General features: G+C 64.4%; 21 protein-coding genes and 1 pseudogene. 5 read left to right on the top strand and 17 right to left on the bottom strand.

Translation table 11 applies throughout. From position 1 onward, the window contains the following. Nucleotides 1-74: 74 nt before the first annotated feature. Nucleotides 75-614 carry a carboxymuconolactone decarboxylase family protein gene (locus tag L2Y94_RS20380; protein WP_247371662.1) on the bottom strand — a complete coding sequence of 180 codons (540 nt, stop codon included), beginning with the start codon at nucleotides 612-614 and terminating at the stop codon, nucleotides 75-77. 29 nt (nucleotides 615-643) lie between these two features. Further along, the gene (locus L2Y94_RS20375; protein WP_247371659.1) at nucleotides 644-1,393 is read right to left on the bottom strand and encodes an SDR family NAD(P)-dependent oxidoreductase; all 750 of its coding nucleotides are present in this window, start codon (nucleotides 1,391-1,393) and stop codon (nucleotides 644-646) included. Between the two features lie 123 nt (nucleotides 1,394-1,516). Between L2Y94_RS20375 and L2Y94_RS20370 the strand changes: the two genes are divergently transcribed. Further along, complete coding sequence (locus L2Y94_RS20370) at nucleotides 1,517-2,431, top strand: LysR family transcriptional regulator (RefSeq protein ID WP_247371657.1); 915 nt, start codon at nucleotides 1,517-1,519, stop codon at nucleotides 2,429-2,431. 107 nt (nucleotides 2,432-2,538) lie between these two features. On the opposite strand, the gene L2Y94_RS20365 is transcribed toward L2Y94_RS20370, so the two are convergent. The 5 genes from L2Y94_RS20365 to L2Y94_RS20345 all read right to left on the bottom strand — a co-directional run bounded on the left by L2Y94_RS20365 (nucleotide 2,539) and on the right by L2Y94_RS20345 (nucleotide 6,952). Then, a complete protein-coding gene (locus tag L2Y94_RS20365; protein ID WP_247371655.1) occupies nucleotides 2,539-4,710 on the bottom strand; it encodes a TonB-dependent siderophore receptor in 2,172 nt (723 codons plus the stop codon). Between the two features lie 125 nt (nucleotides 4,711-4,835). After that, nucleotides 4,836-5,468, bottom strand: a complete 633-nt coding sequence (locus L2Y94_RS20360) for a GIY-YIG nuclease family protein (protein ID WP_247371652.1) — start codon at nucleotides 5,466-5,468, stop codon at nucleotides 4,836-4,838. Then, nucleotides 5,465-5,869, bottom strand: a complete 405-nt coding sequence (locus tag L2Y94_RS20355) for a hypothetical protein (RefSeq protein ID WP_247371650.1) — start codon at nucleotides 5,867-5,869, stop codon at nucleotides 5,465-5,467. Before L2Y94_RS20355 ends, L2Y94_RS20360 begins: the two co-directional genes overlap by 4 nt. A 116-nt stretch (nucleotides 5,870-5,985) precedes the next feature. After that, the gene (locus L2Y94_RS20350; RefSeq protein ID WP_247371647.1) at nucleotides 5,986-6,276 is read right to left on the bottom strand and encodes a hypothetical protein; all 291 of its coding nucleotides are present in this window, start codon (nucleotides 6,274-6,276) and stop codon (nucleotides 5,986-5,988) included. A gap of 106 nt (nucleotides 6,277-6,382) precedes the next feature. Beyond that, nucleotides 6,383-6,952 (bottom strand): TetR/AcrR family transcriptional regulator, encoded by a 570-nt coding sequence (locus L2Y94_RS20345; RefSeq protein ID WP_247371646.1) that lies wholly within the window; start codon nucleotides 6,950-6,952, stop codon nucleotides 6,383-6,385. A 97-nt stretch (nucleotides 6,953-7,049) separates the two neighbouring features. Here L2Y94_RS20345 and L2Y94_RS20340 point away from each other — a divergent pair, with 97 nt between their 5' ends. Next, nucleotides 7,050-7,517 (top strand): nuclear transport factor 2 family protein, encoded by a 468-nt coding sequence (locus L2Y94_RS20340; RefSeq protein ID WP_247371643.1) that lies wholly within the window; start codon nucleotides 7,050-7,052, stop codon nucleotides 7,515-7,517. 9 nt (nucleotides 7,518-7,526) lie between these two features. Here the strand turns inward: L2Y94_RS20340 and L2Y94_RS20335 are convergent, their stop codons facing one another. The 8 genes and pseudogenes from L2Y94_RS20335 to L2Y94_RS20300 form a co-directional block, all read right to left on the bottom strand. Next, entirely contained in the window at nucleotides 7,527-8,504 is a 978-nt protein-coding gene (locus L2Y94_RS20335; RefSeq protein WP_247371640.1) for a TolB family protein, read from the bottom strand. A gap of 119 nt (nucleotides 8,505-8,623) precedes the next feature. Then, nucleotides 8,624-9,355 carry a LytR/AlgR family response regulator transcription factor gene (locus tag L2Y94_RS20330; protein ID WP_247371638.1) on the bottom strand — a complete coding sequence of 244 codons (732 nt, stop codon included), beginning with the start codon at nucleotides 9,353-9,355 and terminating at the stop codon, nucleotides 8,624-8,626. Further along, entirely contained in the window at nucleotides 9,352-10,443 is a 1,092-nt protein-coding gene (locus L2Y94_RS20325) for a sensor histidine kinase (protein ID WP_247371635.1), read from the bottom strand. Before L2Y94_RS20325 ends, L2Y94_RS20330 begins: the two co-directional genes overlap by 4 nt. A gap of 84 nt (nucleotides 10,444-10,527) precedes the next feature. After that, complete coding sequence (locus L2Y94_RS20320) at nucleotides 10,528-12,273, bottom strand: FAD-binding oxidoreductase (RefSeq protein WP_247371633.1); 1,746 nt, start codon at nucleotides 12,271-12,273, stop codon at nucleotides 10,528-10,530. A 141-nt stretch (nucleotides 12,274-12,414) separates the two neighbouring features. Then, the gene (locus L2Y94_RS20315; RefSeq protein WP_247371631.1) at nucleotides 12,415-13,578 is read right to left on the bottom strand and encodes an acyltransferase family protein; all 1,164 of its coding nucleotides are present in this window, start codon (nucleotides 13,576-13,578) and stop codon (nucleotides 12,415-12,417) included. A gap of 94 nt (nucleotides 13,579-13,672) precedes the next feature. Continuing rightward, nucleotides 13,673-14,413, bottom strand: coding sequence for a LytR/AlgR family response regulator transcription factor (locus L2Y94_RS20310; RefSeq protein WP_247371629.1), 741 nt, complete (start codon nucleotides 14,411-14,413; stop codon nucleotides 13,673-13,675). Further along, nucleotides 14,410-15,513, bottom strand: coding sequence for a sensor histidine kinase (locus L2Y94_RS20305; protein WP_247371628.1), 1,104 nt, complete (start codon nucleotides 15,511-15,513; stop codon nucleotides 14,410-14,412). Before L2Y94_RS20305 ends, L2Y94_RS20310 begins: the two co-directional genes overlap by 4 nt. Before the next feature lie 818 nt (nucleotides 15,514-16,331). Beyond that, nucleotides 16,332-16,882: pseudogene (locus tag L2Y94_RS20300) on the bottom strand (YaeQ family protein). A gap of 632 nt (nucleotides 16,883-17,514) precedes the next feature. Between L2Y94_RS20300 and yghU the strand changes: the two are divergent. The 3 genes from yghU to L2Y94_RS20285 all read left to right on the top strand — a co-directional run bounded on the left by yghU (nucleotide 17,515) and on the right by L2Y94_RS20285 (nucleotide 19,407). Next, a complete protein-coding gene (yghU, locus tag L2Y94_RS20295) occupies nucleotides 17,515-18,384 on the top strand; it encodes a glutathione-dependent disulfide-bond oxidoreductase (protein ID WP_247371626.1) in 870 nt (289 codons plus the stop codon). Between the two features lie 121 nt (nucleotides 18,385-18,505). Then, the gene (gene gstA, locus L2Y94_RS20290; protein ID WP_247371624.1) at nucleotides 18,506-19,117 is read left to right on the top strand and encodes a glutathione transferase GstA; all 612 of its coding nucleotides are present in this window, start codon (nucleotides 18,506-18,508) and stop codon (nucleotides 19,115-19,117) included. 74 nt (nucleotides 19,118-19,191) lie between these two features. Then, nucleotides 19,192-19,407 carry a carboxymuconolactone decarboxylase family protein gene (locus L2Y94_RS20285; RefSeq protein WP_247371622.1) on the top strand — a complete coding sequence of 72 codons (216 nt, stop codon included), beginning with the start codon at nucleotides 19,192-19,194 and terminating at the stop codon, nucleotides 19,405-19,407. On the opposite strand, the gene L2Y94_RS20280 is transcribed toward L2Y94_RS20285, so the two are convergent. Together L2Y94_RS20280 and gor are read right to left on the bottom strand one after the other, a co-directional pair. Next, nucleotides 19,404-20,312: a LysR family transcriptional regulator gene (locus tag L2Y94_RS20280; protein WP_247371620.1), complete on the bottom strand. Its 909-nt coding sequence runs from the start codon at nucleotides 20,310-20,312 to the stop codon at nucleotides 19,404-19,406. The genes L2Y94_RS20285 and L2Y94_RS20280 overlap by 4 nt on opposite strands. Next, nucleotides 20,309-21,742: a glutathione-disulfide reductase gene (gene gor / locus L2Y94_RS20275; protein ID WP_247371618.1), complete on the bottom strand. Its 1,434-nt coding sequence runs from the start codon at nucleotides 21,740-21,742 to the stop codon at nucleotides 20,309-20,311. Before gor ends, L2Y94_RS20280 begins: the two co-directional genes overlap by 4 nt. Between the last annotated feature and the right edge of the window lie 30 nt (nucleotides 21,743-21,772).

The following is a 21,772-nucleotide window of genomic DNA, read 5'->3' as shown; positions in this document are numbered from 1 at the left end:
CGGTCGTCGTGGACGAGCGTGCACACACGCCGACGAAGCGTCCACCCGGAGTGAGTGGACGCTTCACCTCGGCATCAAGCGGCCAGTGTCGGCGCCGCCGGAAAATCCACCGGCACCCGGGTAACGGAGTGCAGGTAGTTGGTGACGGTCTTGTCGCCGATGGTGACGATGACATCGACCAGGTTCTCCTTCGTCCAGCCGGCGGCGAAGAACGCGTCGACCAGCGAATCGTCGACCTTGCCGCGCTGGCTCGCGATGCCCTTGGTCAGCCGTGCCAGCGCGTCGAGCTTCGCGTCGAAGGAGGCGGTACCGCCACGGATCTCCAGCACCTGTTCGTCGCTGAAGCCGGTCATCTTGCCGATGACGGTATGCGCGGCCAGGCAGTACTCGCACGTGTTGACCTGGCTGACCACGAGGTTGACGACTTCGCGCGCCTTGCCCGTGATGCTGCTCTTCGCGTTCTGCAGGGCGAGATAGCTGCCCAGTGCGTTTTCCGAATGGGCGAGGGTGGCATAGAGGTTGGGCACCATGCCGAGGCCTTTCTTCAGGTTGTCGAACAGGGCCTGGTTGGCCGGGGACACTTCTTCGCGGGTGGGAACGTTGATGCGTGACATGACGATGCTCCTGAGGGATGGGTGATGCGTTACTGGGCGGAATAGCCGCCGTCGACGGCGACGATCTGGCCGGTGAGGTAAAGGGCCTTGTCGCTGGCGAGAAACACGATGGTCTGCGCGATCTCATCGACCGACGCGGCGCGCCTGGCGGGAACGGTGGCGAGGAATCCGCTCTTGGCGTCCTCGTCGCGACCGACGAAACGATCGAGCATGTCGGTGGCGACCGGACCCGGGGCGACCGCGTTCACCCGCACGCCGATCGCGGCGCCTTCGAGTGCCACGGCCTTGGTCATGCCTTCCACCGCGTGCTTGCTGCCGACGTAGATCGAGGCGCCGGCGATGCCGACGTGGCCGGCGATCGACGACACGTTGACGATGGCGCCGCCGCCCTGGGCCTGCATGGCGCGCATCTCGTGCTTCATCGAGAGCAGGGTGCCGAGCACGTTGGTGGTGAAGGTGCCTTCGTAGTTGTCGACCGTCGCTTCCGACACGGGGCCGAGCTGGCCTTCGGTACCGGCGTTGTTTACCGCGACGTCCAGGCGACCGAAGCGCGCGAGGGTGTCTTCCATGAGCTGGCGGACGTCGGCTTCGTGGCGCACGTCGGCGCGGATGAACTCCGCGTCGTTGCCCATCGAGCGCAGTTCGGCGGCGAGGGCATGACCCGCCTCCTCGCGGCGGCCGCTCAAGACGAGGCGGGCGCCCTCTTTCGCGAAGGCCAACGCGGTGGCGCGGCCGATGCCGGTCAGGGCTCCGGTGATCAGGACGACGGGGGTGTTCATGGCAGGCTCCAACGTTTGAGGTGGTGGCTCGATGGAGCGCACTTTGATTGATTCCCCGAGTCGGCACTAGAAAGCCTGATGTCATATCATTCAGTCCAGTTCAGAATGAATGAGGGCGCGTCCGTGGATAAGCTTCAAGCCATGCAGGTGTTCGTGAGGGTGGTGGAGGCGGGCAGCTTTTCCGCCGTCGCAAGGGATGCGCGCAGCACGCAAAGCGCGATCAGCAAGCAGGTGGCGGCGCTGGAGCGCGAACTGGGCGCGAAGCTGCTCGCCCGCACCACGCGCTCGCTGGCCCTGACCGAGGAAGGCGAGCGTTACTTCGAACAGGCGCGTCGCCTCGTCGCGGAGATCGCCGAGGCGGAAGCGTCGCTCGTCGACGGGCGGCAGCAACTCAAGGGATGGCTGCGCGTGGCCGCATCGGTGGGTTATGGCCGTCTGAAACTGATGCCGGTGGTGCGAGGCTTCATGGCGCAACACCCCGGCGTGAAGATCGACATGAAGCTCAGCGATGGCTTTATCGACCTGGTCGAGCGTGGCATCGACGTGGCCGCCCGCATCGGCGAGTTGCCGGACAGCAGCCTCGTCGCGCGCCGCGTGGGCCAATACCGTCGCGAACTGCTGGCGCACCGCGACTACCTGCGTTCCCTGCCGAAGGGCATCAAGCCGCCGACGCATCCCGACGACCTGGTGGATCACAACTGCATCGTCTACACCGGTACCGGCATGCGTAGCGCCTGGCGCTTCGTCGCGGGGCCCGGGGCCAGCGAACCGGTGGGCACCGAGAAGCGGGTGCCCGTGGCGGGAGACCTGCAAACGGACAGCAGCGAGGTCGTGCGTGCCGCCGTGCTGGCGGGCATGGGCGTGTGCTACACGCCTACCTGGTTGTTCGAGCCGGAGATCGCCAGCGGGGAGGTCGTGAAGCTGTTGCCGGACTGGTCGCTTCCCTCACCCGTGCATCTGGTATGTCCGCAGGAACGCCACCAGTCGGCGAAGGTGAGGGCGTTCATGGATTACGTGGCGGCGGCGCTGGTGGCGTAGCGGCGTTATCGCATGGCCGTGCGCTCGGCACTGGGTTCCTGCGCAAGCAGGAACCCAGCGCCTTACGCCCGAGCAGGCGAGCGCGCCACCTACGCCACGGCAACCCGTCAGAAGAACTTATAAGTAAAGCTCACCGTAAAACTCGCCGGCGGCGCGTTGTACAGATTGCTGAAATCGTCCAGCACGTAGTACTTCCGATTGAGCAGGTTGTCGGCATTGACCTGCAACGATGCGTGGTCGTCGAACGCATACCGCGCCATGGCACCAAGGAGCAGCACCGACGACTGCCGTACGTACTGCGTGCCGGCAGGCCCATCCACCGGCGCCTTGCTCGCGTTCTGCCAATTGAATCCGCCGCCGACGGTGAGGCCGTTCCAGCTCCCGGGCAGCTGGTAGGTGGTGAAAGCACGCACCAGCACGCGTGGCAGGGCGGTATGGATGGCGCCTTCGTTCGGTGCCTTGACGTTGAAATGCGACCAGCCGAGGGTGCCGTTCCAGCGATCGGTGAGCTTGCCCGAGACCTCCAGTTCGTAGCCGCGCGAGCGCGTGCCGTTGAACGCGGTATAGGCCTGGGTGATGCCGTCGGGCAGGAACACGCCAGGTACCGCCTCGGCCACGTTGCTCAGTCGCGTATCGAAAAGCGTCAGTGACGTGTTCAACGCGCCGTCGAAATGGCGCCCCTTGATGCCCACCTCACGGCTGCTGCCGATCATGGGGTCCAGGTAACTGCCATCGGCGAAGCGGTTGGTCTGCGGATCGAAGATCTTCGTGTAGCTGGCGAAGGCCGAGTAGGTCGGCGTGAGATCGTAGATGACGCCCGCGTATGGCAGGGTCTTCGACTGCGAGGTGCGGTAGATGCCGGCGGTGGCATCGTCGGTGTCGTTCTTCCAGCGGCTGCGGCGCGCACCGAGGATCAGCTTCAGCGGATCGGCCAGCGACAGGCGCGCGGCGGCGTAGAGACCCTGCTGGCGGATACGCGTGTCGGACACGAATTCGGACTGCGACGCGAAATCGGGATAGGGATAGTTGCCCGTCCAGCTCAGGAAATTTCCCGGATCGGGAAGGTCACCGTGCGGGTGGTCGAAGTAATCGTTCGAGTAATCCGATCCGTTGAATCCGACGACCAGTTCCTGCTCCCGACCGAAGGCCTGGAAGGGCCCGCTCGCGTACACGTCCACCATGTTCTGGCGGCCGCGCTGGCGGCTCTTGTACGCATAGGGCGTCACGCCTTCGCCGGTATCCCGGTTGGGAAATCCGAACACGTAGAACAAGGTCGAGTCGGCCTCCGTCTTGCGATGGCTGGCTTCGGCGTGAAGTTGCCAGCCGTTGGCGAACTCGTGCCTGACCTGGGCGAAACCGGTCCGCGTGGTGTTGTTCCAGTGCGTCCAATCGGCGGCGCTGCTGAAGCCGCGTTTCCAGCGGATCAGCGAGCCGTCGTCGTAGAACGCGGGGAACGAGCCCCAGGTGACGCCCGTCGGCCGGGTCTTCTGGTAGTCGTAGCCCACGCTCAGCACCGTGCTGTCGCCCAGGTCCGCATCCACCACGCCGTAGAAGACGTTTTTCAGGTTGTGGTAACGATCGAGGTACGAGTCGCCATCCTCGTGCGTTGCCACGAACCGGCCGCGCACGCTGCCCGAGGCGTTGAGCGGCGTCGAACCGTCCGCGGTGATGCGCTTCGTCGCCCACGAACCGTAACTCAGCGTGACGTCCGCCTGGGGCGTGGGGCTATCGGCATGCTTGCGCACGAAGTTGATCATCGCCGACGGGCTGCCCGCGCCGCTCAGCAATCCCGTCGCGCCGCGAACGACCTCGATGCGCTCGTAGATCGAGGTATCCAGCGAGCCATCGGCCGACGATGCGTTGAGGTTCGACGCTACCGGCACGCCGTCGTAGGCCATGTTCTCGATCATGAAGCCGCGCGACCAGAACACTACGCGCTCGGTGTCGTACGCGGTGGACGACACGCCGGTGGTGTTGTCGAGCACGCCGCGTACCGACGTGAGGTCCTGGTCGGTCATGCGTTGCGCGGTGATCACGCTGATCGATTGCGGCGTGTCCTGCAAGGTAAGTGGCAGGCGTGTGGCCCCGGTGCTCTGGTCGACGGTGTACGGCGAGGTCTGCTGGCCGTGCACGCTGATGGTGTCGAGCGTGGTGGCCTTGTTTTTCCTGCCCGTGTCGTCGCCGTCCGTCGATTCGGCATGCACGGCCAGCGGCAAGGCGGCCATGAGGGTGAGGCAAAGCAGGCGAACGCGCGGCTGCGCGTGGCATCGAAGGCGCATGGTTGTGACCCCTTGGTAACGAAGAATGGATCGGGGGCCGGCCCTGCACGATGGCGACGGCTACTCGCAGGTGGCTTGAATTACCAAATGATAACGATTCTCAATTGGACATGGCAAGGACCGGATCAGGCCAAGCTTCGGTAATGCCGTTCGTACCACTGCACGACATCGTCGGGAACGAGTTCGCGGGCCCGGATGCCGACGCTTTCGTAGCGTTCGATGGCCAGGGCCAAGGACGCTTCGGCGCGTTCGGCCGGCACCCCGTAGGCCTGCGCTTCGACGATCGCCTCGTACATCCGCGTGGCCCAGTCGTAGACGCGGTCGGTATGTTCCCCGAGTCGTCCGGCCAGCCACGCGCGTAGCGGCGCGATCACCTCATGGCCACCTTCCTCGGCGAGCATCGCGGCATGGTGCGACGCCGATGGATCGATGCCCTGGTACCACTCCGTCTTGCCGGCGGCCACGTCGCGGACTTCCAGCGGCGCGGCGGCGCGCGCCTCGGCGAAGCGTGTGAGCAGCGCCCGCTCGATGGCGCGGGCCTGCGTGACTTTTTCGACGGCGACGAGAAGGCCGCGCTCGAGGTCGAAGAACGCGTGGAACCGGCGATGCAGGTCCATGAACCGGCGCAACGGATCGCGGGCGAATCCCACCTTCAGCAAGTCGCGGTCGCGACAAGGCAGCACGTAGACGAAGGCCTTGCCCCGCGAAGCGAAGCGGGGGAGCGGAGCCTCCGTCAACGCGGGGCCGGTGTCGCTCACTGGGTTTTGGGTGCCGGTTTATAGGGCACGAACGGTCCGAGGATGACGAAGCCACGCAGACCACCCGCGAAACGGTCTATCAGGTCGACGGAGTCGAGTTCGCACAATTGGGACCCGAAGGTGCGGATCACGGGAAGGTCGTTGTCGTCCAGCGACTTCGCGCCGGACTTCGGCTGGTTGACGTAGTAGGTGTTGCCGACGCGGAAGACGAGCGTGGTCTTGTCGATGATCTGCGAACTGTAGGTCGTCGAAAGGACGATGCATCGCTGCGGCTTTCCGGCGACGCGGCCTTCGGTGATCTTCGCCAAACGGGCGGCCGGGTCGTCGCCGCGGGCCAAGGCGGGCGCGGCGGCACAGGCGCCGACGGCGAACGCGAGCAGCATACGTGCATACGGGATCATGACGACTCTACGCCTCGGGGAAGGTATACGTGAGTCTAGAACGCACGGCGCCGGGTTGCGTTGTCGGCCGAAACGAACACCGTGACGCGTCGTACACGGTGTTCGCCGAAGGCTACTTACTTGGTCTCGGGCACCAGGTTGGCCAGCTTGCCCTTCTTGTCGAACTGGCAGGTGAAGTTCTTCTTGCCGTCCATGCCGGCATCGGCGACGCCCGCGATCGAATAACCCGAGTCGGCCGCCTGGAGAGGCTGCAACTGGATGTAATCGCTCTTCACGTCGAATTGCTTTGCCGCCTTGTCCTGGCACTTGGTGGCGAGCTTGGCCGGGTCGGGCCGGTCGGAAGCGTAGGCGCTCGAGGCGAGGACGAGGCCCAGGGAAGCGGCGAGAAACAGGGCGGAATGGCGCATGGTTCGATCTCCGTACGTGGCACGAGGCCGGGGTCACTGCCATCGCGAGTCTGCCAAGCGATGCCTTGCGGCAGGATGAATCGGTGGCCCCCTTTCCGGTCTCACATCACCGCGACACCAGCGCCTGTATGAGCCGGGACAGCGGCAGCAGCGCCGCCTCCGGATCGTGCGTGTATTGCGCACGGATGATGGCGCCATCGACGGCCAGGGCGATTGCCGAGGCGTTCGCTTCCGACGAGGCGTCGGCCGGGAGCGATCGACGAATCGAATCGGTCATGTCCCGTTTATGGCCGCGCGAGATGTCTTCGAAGGCGGGGACGCTTCCCCCGAGCTCCACCACCGTATTGATGAAGGCGCAGCCGCGGAACGTGGACTGCGTGAACCACTCGCGCAGCGCGTGTACGACGGCCATCGGCCCCTCGCTCGCATGGCGTGCCAACGCGTCGTCGAACCACGTCATCCAGCGTTCGTGGCGGAAGTGCAGGAACGCCTCGACCAAGTCGTTCTTGCTGGGAAAGTGGCGATAGAACGTGGCCTTGGTGACCCCGGCGTCGGCGATGACCCGGTCGATGCCGGTGGCCCGGACCCCCTCGGCGTAGAAGAGGTCGTGGGCGGTCCTGAGGATGCGATCCCGCGCGGCGGATGTCGGCGCGGGCTTGGGGGCCATGTCGTTCATGGGATCGAAGGATAGCAGAAAAGGGTAGACAGGTCTGTCTGTTTGCTCTAGCCTAAGCTTGTAGACAGACCTGTCTACCCCTTATCTGGAGATTCCCATGGACATCCGCCCGCCCGTCCCGCCGTTTACCCTCGACTCCGCCATCGAAAAGGTGCGTCTGGCCGAAGACGCCTGGAACACCCGTGATCCCGAGCGCGTGCAACTCGTGTACACCCCCGATACCCACTGGCGAAACCGTGCCGAGTTCGTCGACGGCCGCGAGGCGCTGAAGGCCCTGCTACGCCGCAAGTGGGACAGGGAACTCGATTACCGGCTCATCAAGGAGTTGTGGGCCTTCACCGGCAACCGCATCGCGGTACGGTTCGCCTACGAATGGCACGACGATGCAGGCAACTGGTTCCGCAGCCACGGCAATGAGAACTGGGAATTCGACGAACAGGGCCTGATGGTCAACCGCCACGCGAGCATCAACGACCAGCCGATCCCCGAAAGCGAGCGCAAGTTCTTCTGGCCGCTGGGCCGTCGTCCCGACGACCATCCGGGACTGAGCGACTTCGGCCTGTAGGCGTTCCGGTCAATGATCGATGCCGTGAGACTTCAGCGTCTGCGAGATGTCGAACCGCCACAGGTCGCGCGAGCCGTTCGACGGTGAGGTCAGCCGGCGCTGAAGCGACGCGAAGTCGTCGCGAACCTTCGGGTACCGCGGCGCGTCGGAACGGTTGCTGGAAAGGTAAAGCTCACCGAAAGTCCGGCCGAGCGAAGGCGCGTTCTCCAGCGAGTCGCTGTTGACGTCGCCGGGGAGATGCACGGGCTTGCCCCAGCGGCCGTCGCTCTCGCGAAAGCTGATGTAGAGGTCGGCACGGCCCAGCGAATCGCCCTCGTCGCCCGCGTAGACGAGGAAACGCTCCTCGGGATCGATAGCCGGGTCCATGCGGTTCTTCTTCGCGTCGCCCAGGTCGATGCGTTCGGGAGCGGCGTAGCCGGTGGGCGTGCGACGGGCGACGTAGATCTGATAGAACGCACCCGAATCCGGTCGGTGCGACGAGAAATAGAGGTTGCCGTTCGCCGCGATCGACGGGTTGTAGATCTGCGATCCGTCGTTCATCGCCCCGTCGACGTGGACCGGCTCGCTCCACGCGCCGTTTGCCTGGCGTTCGACGTACCAGAGGTTCGTGCCCGGGAATCGATGTCCCGCGAAGTCCGCCGTCAACGGTTCGCCGCCGGGCGTCGTCGGACGGTTCGACACGAAATAGAGCCGTTTGCCGTCCGGTGAGAGCGTGGGCTCGGAGTCGTGCCATTGTCCGGAGAAGGAAGCGACTTCCGGCGTGGACCACGCCGTGCCGTTGCGACGCGACACCAGGATGGTGTCGTCCTTCTCGGCGACGTCCGAGCGCATGAAATAGAGCGTCTTGCCGTCGGCGGTAACGGCGACGGAAGTTTCCTGCAGGCCCGTGGAAATGATGCCGGGCCCGACGATCTCCCCGGCCGTCGCGGTCATGGCGATGAATCCCAGGGCGATGGCGATGGCCGACGATCGAAGGTGTGTGCGCATGGCGTGTGTCCGTGTGGTTTGCCGTACGGACGATGCGGCACGACCCCGCGGCCACGCATGGGAAATGTGATCGGCGGCATCGCCCGTGGGACGAGCGGGGCGCGGCGTGGTGCGAGCGGTCAGCTCATGCCGAGCGCATGGCGCGCGCTCGCACGGAACCGGCGGCTCAGGCTGAGGTGGGTGCCATCGCGCAGGACGACCTTGGCGCTACCCCGGAAGAGCGGATGTATCTCGGCGATGCGCTCCATGTTGACGACGATGCCGCGATGGATGCGCAGGAACCGGGCGGGATCCAGCGCGGCGAGCAGACCGCTCAGCGGCTCGCGATGCAGGTGCGACGCGCCGGCCGCGTGGATGTGCACGTAATTGCCGTCGGCGCGGATCCAGTCGATGTCCTCCGTGGCGATCACGCGCACGCGTTCGCCGCACGTCACGCTGATGCGACGCAGGTAGGAGGGCGGGGCGACAGGCACGGCCATGCCGAGACCTTGCCGGTGCCGCCTTACCCGCGCCATGGCCTGGTCGAAGCGGCCCTGGTCGATGGGCTTCAGGAGATAGTCGATCGCATTGACGTCGAAGGCCTGCAACGCATGCCGCGCGTCGGCGGTCGCGAAAACCACCATCGGCGGACGCGCGTTCGCCATGCCATCCAGCAAGTAGAAACCATCCACGCCGGGCATGCGGATATCCAGGAACAGCAGGTCCGGTTCGAGCGCGGCCATGGCTTGCCTCGCCTCGGTCGCGTTGGCGCATTCGCCGACGACCTCGACGTCGGGGTGTGAGGCCAGGGCCTGCCGGATCGCCAGCCGGGCCAGCATCTCGTCGTCGACGAGCAGCGCGCGGATGCTCATGCGGGCTGCTCCCGATAGGGAAGGCGCACCTCGACCCGGGTGCCTCCCGAGTCGCGCCGCGACAAGGCCAGCGTGGCCCGCCCGCCGAACAGCATGTCCAGGCGCGTGCGCGTGCTGCCCAGGCCGATGCCGGTCGTCGTGCCTTCCGGCGGCAGGCCCAGGCCGTCGTCGACGATCTCCACGCGCAACTCGTCGCCTTCGCGACGCGCCATGACCTGGAGCGTGCCTCGCTCGGGCTTGTCCAGCAAACCATGGTGCAAGGCATTCTCGACGAGGGGCTGGAGGATCATGTTGGGCACGAACGCGCCCAGGGTGTCCGCGGCGATGTCCATGTGCGTCACCAGCCTGTCCCGGAAACGCACCTGCTGGATGCCGAGATAGCATTCGAGGAATTCCAGCTCACGCGACAGCGGCACCTGCTGGGCGTGTCGCTCCTCGAGGGTGAGCCGGAGGAAGTCGCTCAATCGCGAGATCATCGCCCGCGCCTGCATCGGATCGGCCAGCGCGAGGGCCGAGATCGCGTTGAGGGTGTTGAAGAGGAAATGCGGCTGCAACTGCACGCGGAGCGTCTGCAGCTGCGACTGGACGAGCTGCGTTTCCAGGTGGGAATTGCGCAGGCGCTCGTCGCGCAGGTGGTTCCGGGACGCGACGGCGCGCAAGGCCACCACGAACACCCAGTACGTGATCCATGCCAGGTGCGTCTCGTAGACGGCACTCGTCCGCAGGAAATCGACGAGCGTCCGGTCTTTCATCGACGGCGACGGACCGCTGATCCACCAATAGGCCGACAGGGCCACCACCGTGTGGAACAGGGCCACCAGTACGCCGGCGGGAAGGTGCACGGCGAGAAAGCGGCGCCATCCGTCCTTGCCACCCAGTCGCCCGAGCCAGGCGACCAGCGGCGTCAGCAACATCCATAGGTAGAAGTTGCAGAACATCCAGGCCAGCACGCCGCCCCACGGGGTGGCGCGGCCCTCGGCGCGCGACGAGATCACCGCGCTCGCCGCGTAGGAAAGGGCGAGCGCGGTCCAGAAGGCCAGCAGCAGCCCTCGCGTTTTCCATGTCCGCCACGTCATGGGATCGATCACGGCCGCCACCTCCCGAAGCGGGCCGAGTATGCAGGCGGCTTCGCCGGTGGAACAGTGTCATCCGTTGAGGCGTCCGACGCGCCCTCAAGCCACCCCGTTCCGTACGACGAAGACGCCGTCCGGATCGTAGCGCCGCTTGGCCGCCGCGAGGCGCGAGCCGTTCGCGCCCCAATACGCCTTACGGTAATCCTTCTGGAAATAATCGCTCTCCGAGAAATACGCCCCCGCGCCCGGGGCCACCCGGGTGAGCCGCGCGTAGGCCCGCCGCGTGGCGTCTTCTCCCCGCTGTGCCTTCACGTCGTCGCGATGAGCGCCGGGCAGGCCTTCGAACACCGAAGGCCCGCCGGTGGCGATGATGGCCAGGGCGAAGGCGTCCAGCACCTCGGGATTCATCGCGGTGTCGCGGACGCGTTCCAGGGTGTCCGCGGATGCACCGAACAGTCCCTTGTTGAAGTGCAGGGCAAAGCCCTGCTCCCGCGAGGCGTCGACGATGGCCGTGGCCAGGGTGGTGACGTTGCCGTCCTGGAGCAGGCGCGACGGGAGCCAGGCCGAGGTGTAGGCGTAGAGGTAGGTGCCCACCTGTTCCTTATCGCCCGCCCACATCATGTGATACGCCGGGGCGCCCGGCCTGTCGTCGGGTACCGCGAAGTGGAGGCCATGGTCGCGATAGAAGCGGATATCCCAGAAACGGCGCGCAGGCAGCGCCTTCGCCCAGAACGGCTCGCTCCACCGATAGGCCGGTCGCGCGGCCACCCAGTCGAGCAGCGGCTGCCACGCGTCTTTGGCCGCGTCTTCGTCGAGACCCTGGAACAGCATCTTCAGGTCGACGCGACGATCGCCGTGGAATTCCATCGACTCGCCCCAGTGCGGGTTGCAGAGGCGGTCGCGGAAGTGGCGAAGCAATTGCGCCACGAGGGCGGCGTACGCGTCGTCGCCGTCGGCCTGCAGGGTGCCCGATATGCCGCCGATCATGTCGGGCAGGTCGTGCGTGCGGAAGGTGAGCCGGGTGATGACGCCGAAGCTGCCACCGCCGCCGCCCTTCAGGGCCCAGAACAGCTCCGGATCCTGGAAGGCGTTCACCACGCGAATCCTGCCGTCCGCGGTCACCACCTCGGCCTCCAGCAGGTTGGACGCGCCGGTGCCGAAGCCCTTCGAGAAACTGCCGAAGCCGCCGCCGTTGGCGAAGCCGGCGCAGCCCACCGTGGTGCAGCCGCCGCCCTGGATATAGCGACCGCCGGTCGTCGTGACCGCGTGATACGCGTCGATCCACATCGCGCCCGCGCCGACATGGGCCGCCGGCACTCCGGCGGTGCCCGCCCTGGCGCCCTGCGGAACGAATCCGTCGACCATGTCGACCGTGTTCATCCGTCGGGTCCAGATGAGCAGGGAGTCCGCCGCGTTGGAGGCGCCGAGGTAGCTGTGTCCGCCGCCGCGGATCACCAGGCGTACCCGGTGCTTCCGCGCCCACGTGACCGCCGTGGCGATGTCCTGGGCGCTTTCCGCAGTCAGCACCCGGGCGCTCGGCGTGGAGGTCCATGCGCGGTAGTAAGCCCCGGTCTGGGTAAGGCCCGGCTGGTCACCGACGTAGAACTGGTTGTCGATGTTGGCGAGGGCCTCGGCACGGGTGGCCGGGTCCAGCAACGGGTTCTTCGGGATCGACAGGCGCCCGCCGACCTGCCGGTTCAGAGCATCCCAGTCGGCGTCCGTCGGCCACCCGGCGGCGCCCGGTTTCAGCCAGCGGCCTTCGCCGGTGACGAAAGCATCCACCCTCGCGGCGAAGGGGAGCAGGGGAAGGACGAGGGCGGTCTTCAGCAGCGTGCGGCGGTCCATGGTCGGTCTCCTTGGGGTTGCCGTCGATGCTGCGTCGTCGCCATACGGCTGTCCCTCGCAGAGGGAGGAAAATCGCCGCTTCGGGGACGAGTGGCGGGCTCCCAGGGACGAGCGAATCGTCCCCGCGAAGCCCGCACCGGGTTAGTGGACATCCTCCAAAGCGGTGGCACTCCCGACGGGTCGGCTCGGCCGCCTCCTCGCCATGCGCTTCATCCCGAAAACGAGACGTAGGGCCGGAACCCTCCGCACGCATCCCTCATGGAGCGCCAGGCAGGCCACCATGGCGAGGACGAGGATGACGGCGTATTTCGTCCACGGCGTCCACGGCTCGTGGATCACCTCGTACCCGACGAGCACGATCACCGTCTGATGCAGGATGTAGATCGGGTAACTGGCTTCCCTTGCCCAGGCGAGCAAGGGATTCGAGAAGGACAGGTAGCGATAGCCGTAGCCGAGGAAGGCCATGACGCAGGACCACGTGAAGACGTTCGCCCCGATGTGGTCAAGCACCGAGTCATGGGCCACCCATCCTGTCTGGAACGAGGCGATCAGCAGCACGATCGATGCCATGCCCAGCGCCAGCGACCCGCGGCGAAACTCCGAGAGCCATGCCCAGGCGCCGGGCAGGCAGGCGATGACATAACCATAGGCCGTCAGGAGCAGGTAGTGGTTGAACGTGTACCAGTCGCTGACGAGGGTGTGCGACTCCGGGAACAGCGACTTGAGCAGGGTTTCGTTGATGCCCAGGGGTAGTCCCAGCAGCAGGAGCCACCTCCCGGGCGCGATACGCGAGGCCATGCGCATCAACCATGGCAGCAGGGGGAGCAGCAACAACACGTAGATATAGAGATATGCGATGAACCAGAGGTGGTGCCAGCTGAAATCGCCTGCGGGATAGGGCTGGAAGCGGAGCACCCGCGCCACGTAGAAGCCCAGGTAGCCTCCATGCCATTGACCGTCGAGAAGCCGCTCGACGTAGATTTGCGGCGGCACGATGAGGAACATGCCGACCACGAGCGGCAGGAGCAGTTTCAGCGTCCGTTCCCGCAGGACGTGCCGCACGCTGCGCCGCCGCAGCGCGAACCGCATGCCCGCCCCGGCGATCACGAACAGAAGCGGCATGCGCAGGCGATGGGCGATGTCCATCGGCCACGCCAGGGCGGGGATGGTCTGCTCGTTCATGACGTGCCATCCCCAGCCGACGAAGATCATGCCGGTATGGAAGAAGAACAGCACGAAGATCGCGATGACGCGTAGCCAGTCGAGAAAATCGTAGCGTTCCGAAGGTGTTTCGATGTCGGACATGGGTCGGGCTCCTTTTTTCGGGAGCCTGGCCGAATGGCGGCGTTGCCGCAGTCGATAGGGGGCGAGCGGGATGCCGGGCGGGGCGAGCCGGACGTCAGCGTCCCATGCGGGCGAACAGGGCGTCACGGTAACGTCGGCTCAAGCGGAGCGTGCGGCCGTTGCGGAGATGGATGTCGTAGTCGCCCTTGAAGAGCGGCGAGAGCGAAGCGATGCGATCCAGGCTGACGGCGGTCGAACGGTGGACACGGGCGAAACGCTCCTCGCCGAGTTGCGCGAGCAGGTCCTGGAGTGTCCTGCGCATCAGGTAGCTGCGGGTGGCCGTATGCACATGGACGTAATTGTCGTCGGCCTCCAGCCAGTCGATGGCGGCCACGTCGATCAGTTGCAGGCGTTCGCCGTCCGGCACGAGCAGGCGCTCGCACGGTGGCGCGACGGATCGCCCTGTCGCCACCGCCTGGGTGCCCGGTTGGCGGGCCTGCCATCGCTCCCGGACTCGCTCCAGCGTGCGAAGGAGCCGTGCCTGGTCGTACGGCTTGAGCAGGTAGTCGACCGCATTCAGGTCGAAGGCGTTCACGGCATGTTCGTCATAGGCGGTCACGAACACGATCAGCGGTGCGTCCGCCGCTTCCAGTTGTGCCGCCACCTGAAGTCCCGACAAGGCAGGCATCTGAACATCGAGGAAGGCTACGTCCGGCCGGTCGGTCTCGATGCAGTGCGCGGCCGACATGCCGTCGTCGGCGGTGCCGACCAAGAGCATGTCGGCCTGTTCGGCGAGCCAGCGTTCGAGCTTCTCCCTCGCCGGAGCCTCGTCGTCGGCGATCATGACGCGGATCACGGCGTGGCCTCCACGAGCGGGATGGCGATCCGCGCGACCACGATGTCGCCTTCCTGTCCGATCGCCAGGGAGGCGTCGTCACCGTAGAGGATGGCCAGCCGGTCCCGGCAGTTACGAAGGCCGACGCCGTCCCGGTTCGCCGTTTCGGGCAAACCGCCCGAATTGCTGACTTCGAGCCCCAGCATGCGACCGGTGCGTTTCAGGGTCACCTGGATATGCACGGGAATGACCGTGCGTTCCAGGCCGTGCTTGAAGGCATTTTCGAGCAAGGGTTGCAGCAGTAGCGAAGGCACCGGCTTATCGAGCAGCGTCCGGTCGATGTCCCAGTCGAGCGTGACGCGATGGCGGAACCGCTCGCGCATGATGTCCGCATACAACTCGAGCACGCGCAGTTCCTCGGCGAGCGGCGTCATCTCGTTTCCCAGCGTGCGGAGGCTGACGCGCAACAGATCGCCCAGCGTGGCCACGAGATGGTCGGCACGCGGCACGTCGGTGTGCATCAGGGCCGAGATGGTATTCAGCGCGTTGAAGAGAAAGTGCGGCCGCAACTGTCCCTGGAGCTGCGCGAGCCGGGCATCGGTCAGCGCCTTCTGCGTCTGCAGCAGGCGATGCCGCTGGTCCTGCCATTGCCGGTACGAATCGAAGCCGAACAGCACGCCGAGCCACAGTCCGACGAACAGGGAAAGCCTGACGCTCTCGTACGCGAAGAGGAACGGCCAGCCTGGATGTGCGTAGGTGCGGCCCATGAGGGCATAGATGCCATGCCGGATCGCGTACACCGACACGATGAACGTCACCGCGGTCAGCGGCAACCAGCGAAGGTATCGACCGAACCAGGCGGCTGGCCTGTCGAGGTACACCGCATAGCGAGACCTCGCCCGGATGGCGAGGAACATCCAGACCGTGCCGACCAGTGCCGAGCTACCCTCCCACAGCACGGGCTCCCACCAGCGGATCCGCGGATTGCGCAGCGCGTCCTGCAACGACGAGCAGATCATCAGCAGGCAGAAGGCGATCCACACCGCGACCAGGGTCCTCGGTACGTGCGTCGCGCCGCGATCTAGGAGGCTGGCTGGCAAGGGGCGGGGCGGCGGACTCATGGCGCTCGAGTGTATCCGTCCCCACGGTGGCTGGCCTCGTTCGTGGGGTGAGTGGGACAGAGACGGGGTAAAGCGGCCAGGGCATCAGCCGATGCCCGTGGCCGGGCAGCTTGGCGTGCCGTGATCCAGCCGGGAAACGCGATCGGTAAGGTCGGTTCGATCTGTGAAGCACAGGCTGGGGATGACCGGCCAGGTCTTGCGGGTCCTGGATGGGCGGATGCATGCGAGGTAGCGGTGCACGGATCACGCACCGGCGCCCTTCGACGTTCCATGCGACGAGCCGCTGGTCAGGCAACTCGTGCGGGCAAGGCCGACTAGGATTCGTCCATTGGGCATGAAACCAAAGTCTGTACAGTTTTGGAGACCAAAGTGTGTGCAATGGAAGCATGTTGTGTACGTACTTTGCTGACTATTGAATAGCAAAGTGTGCGCAATGGTAGTTGAAACAAATGCTTAAGCGGTCGTGATTATGGGGGCATTTGCGCTCTGACAATCAAAGTATGTGTCGAGCGGGCCGCCCTCTAGCGGCACGCACCGCGATCCGGTCAAACATGTCCCGGTGCGCGAGGAAAGAGAGCAACGGGCTGGCAGAGCTACCCGTGGCCAAGTGACCATTGCAGCAAAACAGCTTGGCGAGAATCTCCGCAACGATGAACATCCGGGTAATCCGGCCACCACTGACCGAGCCGTAGAAGCTATCCCGCGCTCAGACTCTGGTAGCTATAGGGCATATCGCATTCAACAGGCCTACGGTGCAGATCTCCAATGTCCGCCTCCGACCCACAGCGGATGTTTCAAAACGGGGCAGGGGCACTTTCTCAAGCGACAGCGTACTCGCCCTTGCGGATAGCCAGACGGATCGGCAACGTGAGGTCGCAGGCGATGAGCTGCAGTTCGCTGTCCTGGAGCAGGCATTGCAGGCGCATGCTGCGCTCGCACAGGGCAGCCAGTTGCTGCATGTCGGCGTGGTCAATGGCGAGCACGCTGAGGTTGTCGTGGCGGGTGAGCGTGCTGGCGATCTTGCTCCACCAGACGCCGATGGCATGGCCGCCATAGGCCAGCACCACGACGTGCCGCGACTGGTCGCAGGCTTTGCGCAAGCGTGTTTCATCAGGCAGGCCGACGTCGATCCACAGCTCGATCTCGTCGGTATAGGCCTTGCGCCACAGGGTCGGTTCGTCGGTGTCACTGAGCCCCTTGCCGAACTTCAGCCGTCGGCATACAGCGTGAACGCGACCAGGCGCGCCATCAATCGCTCCTCGGCTTCCGACGGATACCGGGCGGGGGTCAATGCGTGGGTGGCGTAGTAGTGCCGATCCATGTCGCTGATCGACAGTTCGGCCTTGTGGATGGTGGCGGTAAGGGCCATGGGGCACTTGAGTGGGCGTAAAGCGGCCATTACGCGTTGGCTGGCGTCCATCGATAGAACTCTACGGAGGGAGGATTCAGAGGACACACCATGTTCCTCGTATTTACGAGGATCCCGCGCAGAGGAGCGCGCGTGGCGGGCAAGATGATGGGCGCGCGGCGCTGTGCATAACCTCAGAATCAAGGGTGCGATTTCATCCTGATCACCTGCGTGGGGATCCTTTAGCGTGACTTCCCACTGCAGGTCAAAGCCATCCTTTCTACAACAGTGTCCCGACGCCGGTTCCGACGCGGCACCTGTGATCTGGCGGTCTGAGCGAGCGATTCATCACTCACATGCATGGCTGGCCCAGCTTCGTCATCCACACGGCAGTAAAGCTCGGTTTCCTAATCCACGAATCGATTGTTCAGATGCTTGAACAGTAAATTCGTTCGGCTCTTGTATATGCCAAACAAAGCGCTGAATAGACTCGATTAAAGCCAAGTGCTGACGTAGATGCGCCATCCCAGCCACATCGGCGTAGGGCATGCGTAGAAAGTTCAGTTGTTCCGACCCGTTGGTAGCTCACGCTCCTTGTCGCTACCGCCTCCTCTTCCCCGAATGCCGGTTTCCCCGGCCAGATGGAGATGCCCATGACAGACGACGCTCTTGAGAATCAGCCGCCAGGCTATGTACCGCCGAAAGTCTGGGGCCCGAAGACAAGCTATGGCGGTCAGTTTGCAAGCATCAACAGCCCCACCTCCGGTGCGCGATTCGAGCGTGAACTCCCCGTCGGCGAGCACCCGCTGCAGCTGTATTCGCAGGGCACGCCGAACGGGCAGAAGATCACCATCCTGCTCGAGGAGCTGTTGGCGGCCGGTCATGGCGATGCCGAGTACGACGCCTGGTTGGTGGATATCTTCAAAGGCGATCAGTTCGGCAGTGGTTTCGTGGAGATCAACCCCAACTCCAAGATTCCGGCGCTGGTGGATCGATCCGTCGACCCGGCCATCAGCGTGTTCGAGAGCGGATCGATCCTGATCTACCTGGCCGAGCGCTTCGGCACGTTCCTGCCGACCGAGCGCCGCGCAAGAACCAAGACCTTGAACTGGCTGATGTGGCAGATGGGAACCGCGCCCTTCGTGGGCGGCGGACTGGGTCATTTCTTCGCCTATGCACCGCTGAAGATCGAATACGCGATCGACCGATACGCCATGGAGGTCAAGCGCCAGCTTCATGTGCTGGACACGCACTTGGCTACCAACGAGTTCCTCGCTGGTGATGAGTACACCATTGCGGACATGGCCATCTGGCCTTGGCAGCCGGGCAGCCTGTTCGGGGTGTATGGCACCCACGAGTTCCTCGCCGTGCAGGAGTACACAAACCTCATGCGTTGGTACAAGGCCGTCGGCGCACGCCCCGCCGTGGAGCGTGGCAGGCGCGTCAACCGTACCAACGGCGCGCCTGGTGAATTCCTGCTCGAACGGCATGACGCCAAAGACTTCGACATCCTGGCCAAGTAACGGTCCACGTCCTTTTCGTATGCCAATGCCGGGCCTTCGGTTCTGGTAACGGAGCTATTCGTGCCGAAGAAGATGCTCCGACGAGAATCTGGCTGACTCTTCACTCACCACCGAGGTAATCATGAAACTGTATTACTCCCCCGGCTCCTGTGGACTGGCCTCCCAGATTGCCCTGCGCGAGGTTGGCCAGACCTTTGAGCTGATTAAAGTCGACTTCAAGACCAAACAGACGGTCGAAGGTGACTACTTCAAGGTCACGCCTAAAGGCTTCGTGCCTGCGCTCAAGCTCGATGACGACGATATCTTGACCGAAGGTGCGGTCATCCTGCAGTGGATCGCGGACCAGAACCCGCGTCACGGCCTTCTGCCAGAATTCGGTACGCGCGAGCGCTACACGGCGCTGGAGTGGCTGAACTTCGTGGCCAGCGACCTTCACAAGAACATGGCGGTAATGTTCTCTTCCGTCGTGGACGGCACGACAAAGCTGAAGTTTGCCCAAGTCAACCTGATCAACAAATTCGAGTACATCGATGAGAAGTTGACGGGTAAGGACTACGTCCTGGGCGACCGGTTCTCCATCGCTGATGCCTACCTCTACAACGTGCTCTCCTGGGTGCCGCGCGTGAATCTGGATATCTCTGGCTATGAGTACATCCAGAAGTTCATGGTGCGCATGGAGACCCGTCCCAGCGTTCGCGCCTCACTGGAAGCCGAAGGCTTGGCCGCCGGCTGAGACCTGACTCCTGAACCTTATCGCCGGGACACACGCCCCGGCAACGCTTCGAAGAACCAGAAGGATTGCCGATCATGATGCAAGACGGGAATGCCTACCGCACTGCCTTGATTGAGCGCATGGGCGATTACGCCAAGCTGAGCCCGGACACGATGCGCGGCATGGCACTGATGGACAACGCGTCGAACAAGGCCGGCCACCTGGATGCCAAGGTACACGAGCTGATCGCTCTTGCCGTGGGCGTGACCACGCGCTTCGATGGCTGCATCTCCGTGCATAATGGAGGTTAGTGCATGGTGGGATGGTGGGCGAACAGATCGGTGACCCAGTCCACGAACACTCGGACTTTGGCCGACAGATGCCGGTTCTCCGGGTAGACGACATGGATGGGCAACGGCTCGTTGATCCAGCCCTCCAGGATACGGGTAAAGCGTCCATCCGCGATCATGGGCGCCATCAGGAAGTCGGCCATCTGGACCACGCCCAGTCCAGCCAAGCCTGCCGCCGTGTAGGCATAGCTATCGCTCACGGCAATGTGACTCGACAGGGCAACCTGAACCCGTTGACCGTCGCGCTCGAAGTACCAGTCGAACATGCGACCGGTTCGTGCAGAGAAGTAGTTGACGCAATGGTGCTTCACTAGGTCATCTGGATGCTGAGGTGAGCCACGGTGCTCCAGATAGGCCGGCGAGGCGCAAGTCATGTAATGCATCGTGCCCACATGCTTGGCGACGAGCCTGGAGTCGGTCAGGCGACGCCCCCCGCGGATCGCGCAGTCCACGCCCTCTTCGACAAGATCTACCGGGCGGTCACTGCAGCCCAATTCCAGGCGAATGTCCGGGTAGAGCTTGAAGAACTCCGGCAGTGCCGGGATGACGACCTCGCTAGCCAACCCCGTGGGCGCATCTACGCGCAGCCTGCCCGAGGGACTTTGGCGGATGCGCAGCACGGAGTCTTCCGCATCTCGCACGTCCGAGAGGATCTGCAGGCATCGTTCGTAGTAGGCCGCCCCATCGGCGGTAACACTCATCCGGCGAGTGGTGCGGTTGAGCAGCTTGACCGAAAGCGTGGTCTCCAATGATTGAATTAAGGTCGAGACCGTGGCCTTGGGAAGCTTCATGTTCTCAGCGGCGCGGGTGAAGCCACCGGCGGTCACGACCTGAACAAAGACTTCCATGGCTTGCAGCTTGTTCATTGGGGCTTCTCGATGGAGGCGCTGTAGACACTCGTGGCTTGGACGACTCGCTCGCCGTTCCTGACGCGGTAGGTGGGCTTGTACATAGTGACCAGCTCTTCGGCCGCAGTGGGATGCACGGCCATCGTACGATCGAAGTCTTCCTTGGTTGCTCCGGCCTTCAACGGGATGCCCAGCAACTGGGCCATCTCGCCAGCGGCATGCCCCAGGATGTGGGCGCCCACGACTTTGCGGGTCGCAGCATCGACCACCAGCTTCATGATCGTTTTCTCCGAGCGCCCTGAGAGAGTGGCCTTCATGGGCCGGAACTGGGCGCGGTAGACCTCGATCTCTTCGTGCCGTTCGGTAGCGGCCTCTTCGGACAGGCCCACGGTGCCGATCTCGGGTTGAGAGAAGATGGCGGTGGGGATCAGTTCGTGATCGGGTGAGGTGGGGTTGTCCTTGTAGACGGTTTCGATGAAGCACATGGCCTCATGAATGGCCACCGGCGTCAGCTGCACCCGGTCGGTGACATCGCCCAGTGCATAGATGTTGGGGATGTTGGTTTGCGAGTAGGCATCGACCATGATCGCGCCGCGCTCGTCGGTCTGGACGCCGGCGGCATCCAGACCCAGTCCCTTCGTGTTCGGCTCGCGGCCCAGCGCCAACAAGATCACCTCGGCGCTCAGCGCCTGGCCGGCCATGGTCCGGGCAATGAGCTCGTTATCGTCGGTTCTCGATACCTGCTCCACGACGTCGGTTAGCTGGATCTTGATGCCCTTGTCGGTCATCGCCTGATGCAGACCCGCACGAAGATCGTGATCGAAGCGCGACAGGATCTCCTTGCCGCGATAGACCACGGTGACCTCCACGCCCAGTCCGTGGAAGATGTTGGCAAACTCCAGGGCGATGTAGCCGCCGCCCAGAATCAGGATCGATCTTGGCAGTGCCGGCAGGTCGAAGACTTCATCGGACGTGATGCACAGCTCATGGCCTGGTAGTGCTGCGTGGGCATTAGGAGCAGCGCCGGTGGCAATCAGAAGTCGTTCGGTGGTGACAGTCTTGCCGTTGCCCACCAGTCGAATCGTGTGCGCATCTACCAACTCGGCCCGCGTCTGCATCAGCTCGGCACCGTCGCTCTCCAATCCGCCACGGTAGAGACGCTCAAGTCGCGCGATCTCGACATTCTTGGCCGCGACCAGTCGGGGCCAGTCCATCGTCGCCGGTCCTACGTTCCAGCCGAACCCGGCCGCGTCTTCAAAATGCTCCCGGTACTGGGAGGCATAGACGAGCAACTTCTTGGGAACACAACCCCGAATGACGCACGTGCCACCGAACCGATACTCCTCGGCAATGGCCACGCGCTTGCCCAGGGAGGCGGCCAGGCGCGCAGCCCTGACACCACCAGAACCGCCACCAATCACAAACAGGTCATAGTCGAATTCACGCATGGCACTCACATGCCCAGGCACCTGGCAGGC

The sequence above is a fragment of the Luteibacter aegosomatis genome, assembly GCF_023078455.1.
Taxonomy (GTDB): domain Bacteria; phylum Pseudomonadota; class Gammaproteobacteria; order Xanthomonadales; family Rhodanobacteraceae; genus Luteibacter; species Luteibacter aegosomatis.
Note: the sequence above shows the minus strand (reverse complement) of the source record. Positions and strands in the feature narration are given on the sequence as shown.